12 protein-coding genes are annotated in these 13,726 nt (G+C 72.7%); 2 read left to right on the forward strand and 10 right to left on the reverse strand.

Features of this window, described 5'->3' with window-relative positions:
• Window positions 1-130: 130 nt before the first annotated feature.
• From TPA0908_RS30700 to TPA0908_RS30745, 10 genes are all read right to left on the reverse strand, one after another.
• On the reverse strand, window positions 131-2,323 hold the full coding sequence (locus TPA0908_RS30700; protein WP_281943902.1) for a S1 family peptidase: 2,193 nt from the start codon (window positions 2,321-2,323) through the stop codon (window positions 131-133).
• A gap of 88 nt (window positions 2,324-2,411) precedes the next feature.
• Complete coding sequence (locus TPA0908_RS30705; protein ID WP_281934556.1) at window positions 2,412-3,452, reverse strand: IS630 family transposase; 1,041 nt, start codon at window positions 3,450-3,452, stop codon at window positions 2,412-2,414.
• A gap of 122 nt (window positions 3,453-3,574) precedes the next feature.
• Window positions 3,575-5,128: a glycosyl hydrolase gene (locus TPA0908_RS30710; RefSeq protein WP_281943903.1), complete on the reverse strand. Its 1,554-nt coding sequence runs from the start codon at window positions 5,126-5,128 to the stop codon at window positions 3,575-3,577.
• A gap of 93 nt (window positions 5,129-5,221) precedes the next feature.
• Window positions 5,222-6,694, reverse strand: a complete 1,473-nt coding sequence (locus TPA0908_RS30715; RefSeq protein WP_281943904.1) for a hypothetical protein — start codon at window positions 6,692-6,694, stop codon at window positions 5,222-5,224.
• A 43-nt stretch (window positions 6,695-6,737) separates the two neighbouring features.
• Window positions 6,738-7,808: a hypothetical protein gene (locus tag TPA0908_RS30720; RefSeq protein WP_281943905.1), complete on the reverse strand. Its 1,071-nt coding sequence runs from the start codon at window positions 7,806-7,808 to the stop codon at window positions 6,738-6,740.
• 258 nt (window positions 7,809-8,066) lie between these two features.
• Window positions 8,067-8,300, reverse strand: a complete 234-nt coding sequence (locus tag TPA0908_RS30725; RefSeq protein WP_107158271.1) for a zinc-ribbon domain-containing protein — start codon at window positions 8,298-8,300, stop codon at window positions 8,067-8,069.
• A gap of 86 nt (window positions 8,301-8,386) precedes the next feature.
• Window positions 8,387-9,214 carry an SRPBCC family protein gene (locus TPA0908_RS30730; RefSeq protein WP_281943909.1) on the reverse strand — a complete coding sequence of 276 codons (828 nt, stop codon included), beginning with the start codon at window positions 9,212-9,214 and terminating at the stop codon, window positions 8,387-8,389.
• On the reverse strand, window positions 9,207-9,770 hold the full coding sequence (locus TPA0908_RS30735) for a winged helix-turn-helix domain-containing protein (protein WP_281943911.1): 564 nt from the start codon (window positions 9,768-9,770) through the stop codon (window positions 9,207-9,209). Before TPA0908_RS30735 ends, TPA0908_RS30730 begins: the two co-directional genes overlap by 8 nt.
• 90 nt (window positions 9,771-9,860) lie before the next feature.
• Window positions 9,861-11,204, reverse strand: a complete 1,344-nt coding sequence (locus TPA0908_RS30740) for a class I SAM-dependent methyltransferase (RefSeq protein WP_281943913.1) — start codon at window positions 11,202-11,204, stop codon at window positions 9,861-9,863.
• On the reverse strand, window positions 11,201-12,586 hold the full coding sequence (locus TPA0908_RS30745) for an FAD-binding oxidoreductase (RefSeq protein WP_281943915.1): 1,386 nt from the start codon (window positions 12,584-12,586) through the stop codon (window positions 11,201-11,203). Before TPA0908_RS30745 ends, TPA0908_RS30740 begins: the two co-directional genes overlap by 4 nt.
• A gap of 83 nt (window positions 12,587-12,669) precedes the next feature.
• Here TPA0908_RS30745 and TPA0908_RS30750 point away from each other — a divergent pair, with 83 nt between their 5' ends.
• Together TPA0908_RS30750 and TPA0908_RS30755 are read left to right on the forward strand one after the other, a co-directional pair.
• Entirely contained in the window at window positions 12,670-12,954 is a 285-nt protein-coding gene (locus tag TPA0908_RS30750) for a DUF427 domain-containing protein (RefSeq protein ID WP_281943917.1), read from the forward strand.
• A 57-nt stretch (window positions 12,955-13,011) separates the two neighbouring features.
• Window positions 13,012-13,725 carry an RICIN domain-containing protein gene (locus TPA0908_RS30755; protein ID WP_281943919.1) on the forward strand — a complete coding sequence of 238 codons (714 nt, stop codon included), beginning with the start codon at window positions 13,012-13,014 and terminating at the stop codon, window positions 13,723-13,725.
• The last annotated feature ends 1 nt before the right edge of the window (window position 13,726 follow it).

A 13,726-nucleotide genomic window follows, 5' to 3' on the forward strand; every position in this document is an offset into this window, starting at 1 on the left:
ACGAACGGCGCAAGCCTAGTCAGCGCCGGGGGCCGCCGCCAGACTCGGTCCGGTGTCGGCCACCGGACGCGACGCGGGCCGTCCCACCGCAGTGGAGACGGCCCGCGTCCTCATCGGACCTCGGCGCGGATCACCAGCGGCGGGTGCTGTCCGGCCAGGAGTCGTACGACTGGGCGGAGAGGATCGCGTCCCAGCCGGCGCTGGCCGTGCCGGTCGGCACGTACGCCGCCAGGTCGGCGCCGCTCGTGTCGAACGGCCTGGTCTCCAGGTAGCCGGTCAGCACGCCGTTGGCGTCGCGCCGGTAGTACTGGCCGCCGCCCGGCGAGAAGAGCGACGTGACCCCGGTCCAGCCGCTGGTCGCCGGGTCGAACCGGCCGTCCCAGGCGCCGGCCGGCGTGACGACGTAGGTGGCCAGGGCCCCGGTGCTGGTCGTGGTGATCAGATGCCCCTTGCCGTTGGCGCCGAGGGACTGCACCCCGAAGCCGCTGGCGATCGGCACCACGTGGTTGGGCAGGTCGGTGGTCGCGTCGGCCGGCTTGGCCTTGGCCACCGTGTACCTGTGCAGGACGCTGCCGGCCTGCCCGAAGAGTGAGCCGTTGCCGTCGTAGACCAGCCGGTCGTGCGTCCAGCCGCCGCCGAGGCGTTCGGTGGTGCGGGTGAAGGTGAGCGGCTGGACGCTTGTGACGTCGACCCGGTGGAGGTCACCGCCGTTGGTCACCAGCAGGGTGTCCGAGCTGAGGGTGGCCAGCGCCTTGGGCGTGAAGCCGAGCGTCTGCTCGGAGACGGTCCGCACCACGATCGCGCCGGTCACCGGGTCGAGGGCGGTGTAGGTGAGCCGGCCGTCGGGCCGGGCGCCGAAGACCGAGATGACGCCGTGCCACGGCCGGGCCGACAGCAGGGTCTGGTTCCACCCGCTGGTGCTGACCGCTGTGGACTTCGTCAGGTCGGCGCCGCTGCCGTCGACCGGGTTCGCGTCGCGGAAGCGGTCCAGCCCGCCGCCGGCCGTGCGGGCGAAGTACCAGCCGCCACCGGGCGAGAGCACGTGGGTGTAACCGGCCCAGCCGGTCGTGGCGAGCGTGCTGAGAATGAACCCCTCCGGCCCGCCTCCGTTGATGCGGTAGGAGAGCAGCCGGCCGTCGGCGAGGTTGCCGAGGATGCGGCCCGGCACCGGGGAGGTGAGCGTCTTCTGGCTGAAGCCGGTGGAGACCGTCACCGGGTACCCGAGGTCGTTCTGCGAGGTCGGCTTCTCGGTGGTGAGCGTCCGGCGCCGCAGTTCGTAGCCGATCTGCCCGTAGAGCGAGCCGTAGCCGTCGTAGGTCAGCCGGTCGTAGGAGGACCAGCCGTCCATCACCCAGGTGGTGGTGAACGTCAGCGGGTCGACGCCTGTCACGTCCAGCCGGTACATCTTGCCGCCGGTGTCCGTCACCAGGATGGTGTTCTCGTTCAGCGTGGCCATCGCCTTGGGCGTGAAGCCGAGCGTCGCGGTCGACACCCGGTTCGCGCGTAGTTCGCCGCTGGCGGCGTCGATGACGCCGTAGGTGAGCTGCCCGGTGGCGGTCACCCCGAAGATCTGCACGTCGGCGGTCCGCTCGCGGATCCACGCGGTCAGGTCGTCCAGCCGGGTGACGGTGGCCCCGTCGCGGGTCTCGGTCTCGCCGAGGCAGCCCTTCTGCCAGGAGGTGTTGCCGATCGCCACGAGCTGCGGCACACCGGCGACGAGGCGGAGCGCCGGGCCACCGGCGTCGCCCCGGCAGATGGTGGCCCCGGCCGTGGCGCCGGTGACGTCGGCGGTGGCCGCGCCGACACCCTGCACGGTGAAGTCGGCCGCGTGCAGCCGGTCCGGCACCCACTCGGTGGCGGTGCGGCCGTACCCGGCGATGGTCAGCGTGTCGGCCGCGGCGGGTGCGGCGGTGGCGAGCGCGACCGGGGTGATGCCGGTGACCGGGTTGGCGAGCCGGAGCAGCGCCAGGTTGCGGTCCGGGTGCGGGAGGACCGCGACGGCGGCGCGCTGGTGACCGGCGGTGCCGGTCAGGTCGGTGCGCCCGACGACGACGGTGGTGGGGCGGGCCGGGGCGCCGGCGGCGACGGGGCCGGTGCCGTCGGTCAGGCAGGTCTTCGCGGTGACCACGAAGTTCGGGTCGACCAGCGCGCCGGTGCAGGCGCGCAGGTCACCGAAGGTGATCTTGGCGGTGAAGGCGTAGGTGCCGTCGGGCACCGGGGTGGCACCGCTGACGGCCGACGCGGTCCCACCACCCAGCAGCGTCGAGACGGTGACGACGCCGAGGAGAGCGGCTCCCCACCGGCGGGCATGGCGAACTGACAACGAATCCCCCGTGGTTCGATCGGCGCGGACCGGGGGTCCGGTCCGGTCCCGCTGGATGTTATTGACGGGTAGGGCAAATGTGCCGTGATCATTCGGCGGCGTAGCGGACTTCGGGCTTGCCGAAGAAGGCTTTCACCGCGGCTGGCTGGTTCTGCCGACGACGCAGATGCCGGCTGGCCGCGGTGGCCAGGTCCGTGGGGCTGGCCGGGCGTGCTTGTGCCACATGCTGTTTGACGTCGTGGTTGAGTAGTTCTACGGGGTTGAGTTCAGGGGCGTAGCCGGGCAGGAAGTGCATCTCGATGTCGTCGGTGCGCTCGGCCAGCCAGTCACGGACCATGATCCGGCGGTGCGCGGAGTGTCCGTCGACGATCAGGTGGATCTTCCGGTCGAGGTGGCGGGTGAGGCGGGCCAGGAAGCCCAGGAGCACGTGACCGGTGAACGAACCGTGGTAGCAGGTGAAGTACAACTCGCCCTTGTTGCTGATCGCGGCCATCACGTTGACGCCGAAACGGCGGCCGGTCTTGGCCACCACCGGCGTCTGTCCGACCGGCGCCCACGTGGTGCCCACCGCCGCGTCGGAGCGTAACCCGGTCTGATCCAGCCACAGGATGATCGCCTTGTCCCGCCTGGCTCGCCCGGCGATGGCCGGATAGGTGACCTGCCGCCACTCGGTGACCGCCTGCGGGTTCTGCTCGTAGGCCCGCCGCACCGGTTTCTGCGGCGACAGCCCCCACGACCGCAGATACTTTCCCACCGTCACCAACGACAGGTCCAGGCCGAACCACACCCGGATGAGCTGCCGCACCTGCGCACGAGTCCACACCAACCCCGGCAGGGCGACCTGGTCCGGACACTGGTGAATGATCGCCCGCCGCAACCGCGCCTGCTGCCGGGGCGTCAACGCCTTCTGCTCGTGCGCACGACGCCCCCGCCTACGGGTGTTCAAACCCCGGTTTCCCTGACGGTCAAAGGCATCCACCCACCGCCACACCGTCTTCGGCGCCACCCGAAACACCCGCGCCGCCCCGACCTGACTCATTCCCGCCTTCACCGCCGCGACCACCCGACGACGCAGATCCTCCTGCGCCGCCGGGGAAAGCGACCGCGTATCACGCACCACCACACCCATACACAACCAACGATAACGGTGTATTTGGGTTACTGGTCAATATCCGGCGGACACGGGACGTGTAGCGCGCCGGAACATAACCGCCCAATAGCGACAGTCAGCCGGACCAGACCGGTCCGTCGTCACTGGACGGTGACGTCGTCCACATAGACCGCCGAGGTGCCGCCCGCGCCACTGCCCGGCACGAACTGCACGCCGATCTCCCGCACGTCGCCGAGGTTGGCCACCCCGGCCAGCGGCAGCGACAGGTTCACCCCGGCCGAGGTGACCGCGACCGTGCCGCCGTCGAACCACTGCCAGCCGGCGCCGGTCTTGACGTAGAGCTTCGCCTGGCTGCCGGTGCCGAAACCGCCCCACGGCGCGACGCGCGCGGTGGCCCGCAGCGTGCCACGCCCGCTCAGGCTGGTGGTGGCGGTCTTCTTCAGGTACGCGGCGCCGGCGCCCAGGTTGACGTCGGACTTCAGCGAGCGGGTGCCCTCCGCCGCCCACTCGGTGACCTGCCAGGGCCCGCCGGTGACTCCTGCGCCGGTCCAGCCCTCGGTGCCGGACTCGAACCCGTTGAGCAGCGTGCCGCCGGACGGGGGCGGGGTGGTGCCGCCGCCACCCGGCTCGGTGACGTCACCCAGGTCGACCTCGCCCCGGTTGGCGATCCAGGAGTTGTTGAACAGCGTGCTCGCGCCGGCGTTGCGGGCCGGGCCCCAGCCGTCGTTCCAGGCCAGGAAGTAGGACGTCTTCGGGTAGCTCTGCTGGAACGCGGTGACCCAGCGCCCGTAGTCGAACGAGCCCTGGCTGTCCGGCCCGATCTCGGCGAACGCGAACGGCTTGCCCAGCCCGACCAGCTCGCTGTACGCGGACTGGATGCCGGAGACCTGCGGGTTGTCGTCGTACGCGTCCATGCCGACGACGTCCACGTAGGAGCTGCCCGGGTAGTAGGTGGTGCGGTTGCCCCGGCTGAAGTCGGCCGAGTAGACCCAGAGCAGGTTGTCCAGCCCCTTGGTGCCGGTGAGGTAGGTGTACGTCTGCTGCCAGACCTGCTTGAACGTGTTCGGGTCGCGGTTGCCCCACCAGAACCAGTCGCCGTTGACCTCGTGGAACGGTCGGAACAGCACCGGCACCCCGGCGTTCTCCAGGTCCTGGAGGCCGGCGGCCATCTTGTCCTGGAGCTGACGCCAGCGGGCGCCGGCGGCGGTCGACGGGTTGAGCAGGTCGGCGAAGTTGCCCATCGGGGTGTTCAGCCCACCCCCGTTGGCGTTGGCCGGGCTGGGCAGGTGCACGCTGATGGTGACCAGGCCCCCGCTGGCCGACCAGGACTTCAGCGACGAGTTGCAGGAGTAGTCGACGAGCGCGGTGATGTCGTTGTTGGTCGCCCAGCCGGAGCCGTAGTCGCAGCTCAGGATCGCCGGGTACTGGCCGGTGGCGGCGCGCAGCTCCTCGGTCTGGCTGAGCGAGAAGCCGCTGTTGCTGTAGCCGCCGAAGAAGCCGGAGGCGATCCGGTTGCTGCTGCGGTTGGGCAGGTGGGCGAGCCAGTTGAGCACGTTGCGGGTGGCGGTGGACGCGTTCGCGTTGGCCGGGGCGACGGTGTGCGCCTCGGCCGGCGCGACGACGGAGAGGGCGGTGGCGGCGGCCAGGACGGTGGCGGCGGCGGTCGACGCGAGGCGGATCCTGCGGCTTCGCATGGGTCACCTTTTCGGGTCAGGGGGTCGGGCGTGGCTGCCACCAGTGCACTACTGAACCGATTAAGTTTCAAGCATGTAAATGAATTGATACCGCTACCCGTCGTGATGCTCCGGCGGTCCGCCGTGCGTCCACGGCGTCTCCTCCGGCGTCGGGAACACGCCACCCGGCAGGTAGCCGTCGGAGAGGCTGGTCAGGCAGATCCGCTCCCCCACCTCCGGCACGCTGCCGGCCGGCGCGGTCAGCCCGCGTCCCATCCCGCCGGACAGCTCCAGCACCACCTCCGTCTTGCCGTCCCCGCCCGGGGTCACGAACACCACGGTCGCCTTCTGGCCCGGTCGGGCCGGCGAATACAGCGTCGCGCCCACCGGCATCGGCACCGGCTCGACGGTCACCACCTGGATCCGGGGCCGCAGCACCGGCCGCCGGCCGGAGTCGTCCACCCGCTTCGGGTCCGCCAGCGTCACCTCGCCCACGAACGCCTCGCCGGCCAGCCGGTGCTCGGCCATCACCAGCGGATCGTCGTACGCCCGCTGCACCGCCCACGCGGTCAGCGCCCGCTCCAGCCGCTGCAACCGCAGCGCCGCGGCCACCGCGCCGTCCCGGCGCGGCTGCGGACCGCCGCCGGCGTCGACGTGCTCGGCGTACCCGGTGAACGCGTCCCGGTCCCCCGCCCACCGACCCGCCACCCGCGCGCCGGGCGGCAACGCCCGCAACAGCCCGACACCGCGCCACATCAGCTCCCAGGTGGGCGCGAGCTGGCCGCGCACCAGGTCACCGAGTTCGGCGTACGCGGACACGCGCGCCGCCGGATCGTCCTCCGCCCCGGCGTACGCCTCGATCGCCGGGGCCAGCCGGTGGTTGTCGAATTCCGGGTCGGTGGCCGGCCCGGCCGGTGGCACGAGCGCCGGATCCTCGGCCCGGAGCGCCGCCTCGGCCCCGGTCGACCCCGGCGGCGGGTCGAGCCAGCCGAGCAACGCCGGCAGGTGCAGGTCCTCCACCGCGCTCTGCCCGGTCGCCCAGTGCAGCGTCAACGCGTCGGTCATCGCCAGCAGCGCCGCCGAGCCGGGCTGCTCGGCCCGCTCCGCGAAGAACGTCAACCAGCGGCCGAGCAGCGGCACCGACGGGTGCACCGGATGGTCGCCGTCCGGGCGACGGAAGCGGGTGGACCGACCGAACAGCCGCAGGAACGTGACCCCGGCCGGGTTCGGCACCAGCAGTTGCGGCGCGTCGACGTACCGGTGGCGGACGTCCCGGCCCCGGTCCACCACCACCGCCTCGGTCACGCCGCGGAACGAGTCCAGATAGGGCAGCACGATGCCGGCCAGCTCGGCGGCGAACGCGAACCGCTGGTCCCGGTTGCGGGGCTGCGGCACCACCAGCAGCCGGGCCTCGTCCGGCGCGGCGCCCACCAGCACGGCCAGTGGGGCGTTCGCCTCACCCGCGAGAGCCAGCGGCACCAGCACCAGCGGCCGGTCCGACAGGTGCAGGTGCCGGACCGTGGCCACCGGCTGGGCCCGCCCGGCGGCGACCGCCTGCGCCCGGGCCAGCGCGCGCAGCGTACTCACCGCGACTTCCCCGCTCGACGCGCCCGCGCGCTTCGGGGCGTACTCATGCGGGGTTTCCGGCGAGGGCGTCGGCGCGCAGGCGCGCGGCGGCCCGCAGCAGCGCGGCGGCCTCCGCCTGCTCCGGCTCCGGGGTACGGACGCCCGCGGCGAGCGCCAGCACGTCCGTCACCGCCGGCACACCGCCGAGCGCCTCCCGGACCGGCCGGCCCAGCGCCCCGGTCTGGCCGCGCGCCTCGTGTCGGCAGAAGAAGGCCAGCTCGCAGGCGGCCAGGCAGTCCGGCGCGTAGCGGGCCGGCACCTCGTGCAGCGCGGCGGCCAGCGTGGCCGGGTCGGCCGCCGGGTCGGCGGTGAAGCCGGCCGGCAGGGTGGCCAGCAGGTCGTCGACGCGGGCCATCCGGGCGAGCTGCCGGCGCAGCACCAGGAGCTGCCGGCGGACGTCGAGCAGGCTGGCCACCGGCCGGTTGGCGAAGTCGCGCGGGCAGATCAGCACCACCTCGTGCGAGACCAGCTCCGGATCGCGTCCCGCGGCGGCGAGCAGCTCCCGCAGGGCCAGCACGTAGACCGCGGACTGGATCGCGGCGGCGGCCACCTTCGCCGGGTCGGCCTGCCCGTCGATCACCGGAAACGACTTGATCTCCACGACGTGGAACCGGCCGGCCAGCCGGGCGGCGACCAGGTCCGGCTCCAGGTGCACGCGTCGGCCGGCCACGTCCAGGCCGAGCAGCGGATGGTCGAACAGCGCCGGGCCGTCGCCGCCCGCCGTCAACGCCGCCCGGGAGCGTTCCGTCCGGTCGTCGTCGCCGCCCAGGTCCGTCCAGGTCGCGCCCGCCGGCACCGGTACGCCGAGCCGCTCCGCCACCAGGCGCAGCAGCTCCACCCCGCCGTCCGCCTTGACCTGGGCCTCGAACGCGTTGCCCCGGGTGATGGCGAACCGGGACTGCCCGAACCGGGCCGGGAAGCCCAGCCGCTCGGCCAGCGCCGGCTTGTCCGCGCCGGCGCTGTCCAGCACGGCGCGCCGGGTGCACCCGGGGTTGCCGGTCAGCGCCGCGATGGTGCGGGCGTTGTGCCGCCGCGGCGGCCCCCCACCCCGAATCTCCCCCAGCCGATCTTCCACCCGATGAAGTGTAAGGACGGGCCCCCTGTTAACGCCTCCGGTAGAGGAGGGTTCCCCTGTTGACACCCGCTCCGGTGGGTCACCGTCCGGCGGAACGGTTCCACGGGGAGCGCGGGGACAGCGCGCCAGCCGCCGGCCGGCTGCGGCGACGGTGCCGACGGCCGGGCGTGCAGGGCGGACGGGCGGCGGTGTGCACCGGCACGGCGGGCGGTGTGACCATCGGCCGTCCCATCAGCCAACAGAGGAAGCGCGTCACGGTCAGCCGACCGGGAGGCGCTCGGCCTCGGCGCGGGAGATGTCGTACTCGGCGCCGCAGAACGTGCACTGCTGCGCGTACCGGGTGCGCACCGGGATCAGCGGGACGAAGAAGAGGCTGAACTTCGTGGCCCGCCGCGTGATCACCTGTGCGGCCTGGTTGCCGCAGTGACGACAGACCCGGGTGACGACACCGGACCGGGTGACCTTGGTCCGCAGCCCGAAGATGAAGAACATCGCCCGGCATTACCCACCCGGGGCACGGGTTAAGCGGGGCCCCCTCCTATACCGCAGGCGTTAACAGGGGGCCCGTCCTTTCACCGTCAGAGCCAGATGGGGCGCCAGGCGGGGAGTTCGTGGAAGCGGCGCAGCTCGGCCAGGCCGGCCACGGTGCCGGTCCAGGCGGCGTACGGGGGGTTGCCCTCGTCGAAGCCGGACTGCACGAACGTCAGCTTCGTCCGGCCGGCGGACTCGGCCAGCTCCCAGGTGCTGACGCCGGTGGGCCCCCAGTCGACGGAGATGGCCCGCCCGGGCGTCACGTCCAGCACCTTGGCCGCGTAGCCGGTGTCGAAGCCGCCCATCGCGTAGCGACCGCCCGCCCAGGGTTCGATGCCGATCGGGTAGCCGAACCAGGCGCTGGCCTGCTCCGAGTCGGTCAGCGAGGTCCACACGGCGTCGATCGGGGCGTCGATCAGCAGCTCGCCGCGCAGGTCGGCGGCGGTGAAGTCGGTACGCGGCAGCAGCGACCGTCCCTCCAGGTGCGCGTTGAGGTTGGCGATCGACAGCGCCCAGTACGTCTGGAGCACGCCCCGGATGCTGCTGCCGCTCATCGCCTCGTCGAAGGAGAAGTGGCTCTGCCGCAGCGTGAGGATCGTGGCGTCGCCGTCGGGCGCCAGCTCGATCTCGGTGGTGGTCTCCACCCCGTCGAGCGTCCACGTGAAGCGCAGTGACGTGTCGTCGACGTGCCGCAGCCGCTGGTGCGGCGCGTCGCCCTCGGGCGTGAAGCGGCCCCAGAACTCGTACCGGCGGGGCAGCTCGACCTCGGCGTGCTCGGCGAGCCACACGCGCAGCTCGGTCGGGTCGGTCAGCGCGCGGCGGACGGTCGCCACGTCGGCGGCGAGGCGGGCGCGGACGGTCAGCGGCTCAGTCATCGGTGTTGTCGCCTTTCGGGTAGCAGGCCACGGCGAGCTTGAAGGCGTCTCCCTCGGCGCCGCCGTATCGGGTGAACAGGTCCCGCAGCGTCGACTGCAGGTCGTGCAGGAACTCCTGGCGCCGCTCGGCGGGTACCCGGATCTCGCCGGACACGCCGATCGAGGGCAGCTCGGGGGCAGCCCGGTCCAGCGCGGCGATGTCGGCCTGGACCTCCTCCATCAGGTCGAGCAGGTAGCCGAGGCTCAGCTCGTCGCGCACCCGGCGCCCGTCGCCGATGCGGCCGACCAGCCGCGGGGAGAGCCAGTAGGACCGGGCGACGGCCTGGTAGATGCCCTCGGTGATGCCGCGCACCTGCCGCTGGGCGACCTGCTCGGCCAGGCCGGCCGCGACCAGTTGCTTGACGTGGTAGTAGACGCGCTGCGGCGTCTGGTCCAGCCGGGCGGCGACCTCGGTGCAGGTGCGCGGTTCGGCGAGTTGCCGCAGCACCTCGATGCGCTGCGGCTTGAGCAGGGTCTCCGCCTGCTCGCGTGCTTCCAGGTACAGGACGTCTCTCATGGCAAAAACAAGTTTGTACGTACAAAAATCATTTGTCAATAGCGCCGACGAGAGGCCGCGCGGGTCCGCGCGGCCTCTCGTCGGTACGGGTCAGGGCGTCCAGTCCGGACGCAGCGGGTAGCCGTTCACCCCCTGCGGGCCGTTGTGCGTGGCGAGCACCTGGTGCAGTTGGATGCCGTTGCGTTCGAACGCCATCCGGGAGCCGGCCATGTAGAGGCCCCACACCCGGGCGGTGCCCGGACCGACCTCGTTGACGCAGAAGTCCCAGTGCTCGACCAGGTTGCGGCACCAGCCGGCCAGCGTCAGCGCGTAGTGCTGGCGCAGGTTCTCCTCGTGGTGCACCTCGAACCCGGCGTCGTGGATCTCGCTGATCAGCCGCCCCGGGCCGGCCAGCTCACCGTCCGGGAAGACGTACCTGTCGATGAACGCGCCGGAGCGGTGCGGCGCCCGGTTGTCGGCCCGGGTGATGCAGTGGTTGAGCAGCCGACCACCGGGCTTGAGCCGGGACCGCAACGCGCCGAAGTAGGCCGGGTAGTTGCGCACGCCGATGTGCTCGGTCAGCCCGATCGAGGAGATCGCGTCGAACTGCTCGCGCGGCGCGTCCCGGTAGTCGAGGTGCCGCACCTCGGCCAGGTCGCCCAGCCCCTCCCGCTCGATCGCGGCCTGTGCCCACTCGGCCTGCGCCCTGGACAGCGTCACGCCCAGCGCCTTGACGCCGTACTCCCGGGCCGCGTGCCGGACCATGCCGCCCCAGCCGCAGCCGACGTCCAGCAGCCGCATCCCCGGCGTGAGCGCCAGCTTGCCGGCGACCAGGTCGTACTTGGCCCGCTGCGCCTCCTCCAGCGTGTCGCCGGGGCTGCGGAAGACCGCGCAGGTGTACGTCATGGACTCGCCGAGCACCTTCTCGTAGAAGGCGTTCGACACGTCGTAGTGGTGGGAGATCGCGGTGCTGTCCCGCGCCCGCGAGTGACGAAGCCCGTTCACCACCCGCTTCCAGCGCGGCGCCGCCTCCTGCGGCGGGGCCGGCGGGGGCCGCAGCCGCTCCCAGCCCAGCCCCTTGACCAGGGCCAGCGCGTCGGCCACCGGTGGCATCCGCAGCGGCATCTCGTCCTTGAGCACCCGCAACGCCTCGTACGGGTCACCGGGGTGCACGCCGTCGAGCCCCAGGTCACCGCTGACGTAGGCCCGGGCCATGCCCAGGTCACCCGGCGCGGTGAGGAGGTACGACAGACCCCGCTCGGTGCGGATCGCCAGGGTGATCCCGGCGTCGGCCGGGCCCACCGCGCTGCCGTCGTACCCGGTGACCCGGACGGGCAGGTCGCCGGTGGTCACCGCGCGGATCACGTCCGCGACGGTCGGTACGGTGCGCCGGCCGCCCGTGGGCGGCCCGGCCGGGGCGCTCGCCGCCCCCGGTGTTCGGTCGGTCAGACTCATGCTCGGGATACCGCCTTCTCGTACAGTCCGGTGAGTCGATGATCCGGGTCGTAGCGGTCCTTCACGGCGCGCCAGGTCTCCCCGCCGTAGAGCCGGTCGAACGCGGCCCGGTCGTAGTACGCGTCGGAGTAGAGCGACTTGTGGCCGCCCGTCTCCGACACCATGTGCTCGATCCGCCGGTTGACGTCGCCGTCGGCGGCGCCCGGCGCGATCGGGACGCTGCCCCAGAAGCCGATGTTCACATAGGTCTCGCCCGGTTGGAGCGGATACAGCGGCCACGCCCGGGCCGATCCCGGGCCGGCCGGCTCCCGCAACCGCAGCGGGCAGAGCCACACCGGATCCATTCCCACGTTCGCCGCGAACCAGCGCAGGAACTCCGGCGTACGCGCCAGCGGGATCTCCACGTCCTGCACCACCCGCTCGCGCGCCGGCCGGCCCCGCCACCTGTCGACCCGGGCGGCCACCTGGTGCCGGTGCTCGAAGCGCACGATCTTGTGATAGAAGTCGCTGCGCCGGTAGCGCTGCGGCCAGAGCCGCCGGAGCACCGGGTGCTGCACGCCGAACGCGGACGAGCACCAGAACCAGTCGGTGTCCCACCGCCAGAGATAGTCGTGCGCGGTCAGCACGTCGCGGGTGCGCCGACGCAGGGAGCGGTAGTAGATCTCCTGGCCGGTGTAGTCGGACGGACGGCCGTCGGCCTGGTCGGTGAACGTGGCGAGCACCAGGTAGGACTCGCCGGGGCTGAACATCACGCCGTCCATGGCGTCGACCGGCTCGCCCCCGAACGCGCCCTTGTCGACCACCTCGCCGATCGCGTCGACCAGCTCCTCCAGCCGGGTGAACCGGATGTTGCGCAGCGCCACGTGCCGGCCGACCGGTTGCAGCTCGATGCGCAGCCGGGTGGCGTAACCGAGGCTGCCCAGCGAGTTGGGGAACGCCCGGTGCAGCTCGGCGTGCTCGCCCCGGGGACGGGTGGTGATCAGCTCCCCCGCGCCGGTGAGCACGTCCATCTCGGTCACCGACTCGTGCGGCAGGCCGTTGCGGAAGGACGTCGACTCGATGCCCAGGCCGGTCACCGCGCCGCCCAGCGTGATGGTGCGCAACTGCGGCACGACCAGCGGCATCAGGCCGTGCGGCAGTGTCGCGTCGACCAGGTCCTCGTAGGTGCACATGCCCTGCACGTCGGCGGTGCGGGCCGTCGCGTCGACGTCGAGCACCCCGGTCAGCCCGCGCACGTCCAGCCCCGGCACCCGGGGCGCGGAACGGGGACGGAACAGGTTCGACGTCTGCTTGGCCAGCCGCACCGTCTCACCGGCGGGCACCGCGGCGTAGGACCGCCGCAACGCGTCCACCGCCCGTTCATGATCACGGACAGCTCGCATGAGATCACCTTACGCCCCGGTCCGACAATTCGTGGCACCCTCGACGGTGGCCGACGGGCGGGTCGCGGCATAGCGTGAAGGACATGCCGAAAGCCGTCTGGAACGACCTGGTCGTCGCGGAGAGCGACGACACCGTGCTGGTCGAGGGCAACCACTACTTCCCGCGTACGGCCCTGCGCGACGACCTGATCCGCTCCTCCGACACGCACACGGTCTGCCCGTGGAAGGGCACCGCCTCCTACTACACGCTGGAGCACGACGGGGCCACCAGCCCGGACGCGGTCTGGTACTACCCCGACCCGAAGTCCGGGGCCGAGATGGTGCGGGACCGGGTGGCGTTCTGGAAGGACGTCCGGGTCGTCGACTGAGTCACCGGCCGCCGGGGCGACTGGCCCTCGGCGGCTCCGGTGGGTCAGGATGCCCCCATGGCCGACCCGCGTCCCGACCCGTCCGGCACCGTCTACGGTGCCCGCCCCGCCCGCGGCGGGAGCCGGCTGCCCCGGGACCCGCTGATGCGGACCGCGCTGGGCATCGGCCTGGTCGGCGTACTCCTGGGGGTGTTCTTCGCGACCGGCGTGCTGGGGGGCGGGGCCGACCGGCCGGTGGTGCCGGCGGCGGCCGTGCCGACCCCGGCGGAGAGCGAGCCGAGTTCGGCCCCGCCGACGACCAGGGCCGCGCCGTCGCCCACGCCGAGCGCGACGCCGGAGACACCGGCCGCGCCGGTGGCCACGCCCCGGGTGATCCGGGGCGTGCCGTCCGGGCGCTGCGTCGGCGTCACCGGTGACGACCCGGAGGGCGCGCAGGCCGCGCTCGCCGACTGCACCGGCGGGCCGGAGCAGCAGTGGGTGGTCACGCCGGTCGCCCCGGACACCTACCTGCTGGTCAACGCCGCCAGCGGCAAGTGCCTCGACGTCAACGAGGCGAGCACCGACGACGGCGCCGACGTGCAGCAGTGGTCCTGCAACGGGCAGGCCAACCAGCAGTGGAAGCTCCAGCCGACAGGCGGCGGGCCGGTGCTGCTGGTCGCCGTGCACAGCGGAAAGTGCGCGCAGGTCGACGACGCGGGCACCGAGGCCGGTCGGGAGCTGGAACAGGCGCCGTGCGGCGGCGCCGCCGAGCAGCAGTGGGCGCTCGGCTGAC

This window comes from Micromonospora sp. AKA38 (genome assembly GCF_027925725.1).
Classification (GTDB): Bacteria; Actinomycetota; Actinomycetes; order Mycobacteriales; family Micromonosporaceae; genus Micromonospora.

Coding starts and splice junctions, on each gene's coding strand:
- TPA0908_RS30750 (WP_281943917.1), top strand. CDS start 12,670: ATGCCGAAAGCCGTCTGGAACGACCTGGTCGTCGCGGAGAGCGACGAC.
- TPA0908_RS30705 (WP_281934556.1), bottom strand. CDS start 3,452: ATGGGTGTGGTGGTGCGTGATACGCGGTCGCTTTCCCCGGCGGCGCAG.
- TPA0908_RS30740 (WP_281943913.1), bottom strand. CDS start 11,204: ATGAGTCTGACCGACCGAACACCGGGGGCGGCGAGCGCCCCGGCCGGG.
- TPA0908_RS30730 (WP_281943909.1), bottom strand. CDS start 9,214: ATGACTGAGCCGCTGACCGTCCGCGCCCGCCTCGCCGCCGACGTGGCG.
- TPA0908_RS30725 (WP_107158271.1), bottom strand. CDS start 8,300: ATGTTCTTCATCTTCGGGCTGCGGACCAAGGTCACCCGGTCCGGTGTC.
- TPA0908_RS30710 (WP_281943903.1), bottom strand. CDS start 5,128: ATGCGAAGCCGCAGGATCCGCCTCGCGTCGACCGCCGCCGCCACCGTC.
- TPA0908_RS30735 (WP_281943911.1), bottom strand. CDS start 9,770: ATGAGAGACGTCCTGTACCTGGAAGCACGCGAGCAGGCGGAGACCCTG.
- TPA0908_RS30755 (WP_281943919.1), top strand. CDS start 13,012: ATGGCCGACCCGCGTCCCGACCCGTCCGGCACCGTCTACGGTGCCCGC.
- TPA0908_RS30745 (WP_281943915.1), bottom strand. CDS start 12,586: ATGCGAGCTGTCCGTGATCATGAACGGGCGGTGGACGCGTTGCGGCGG.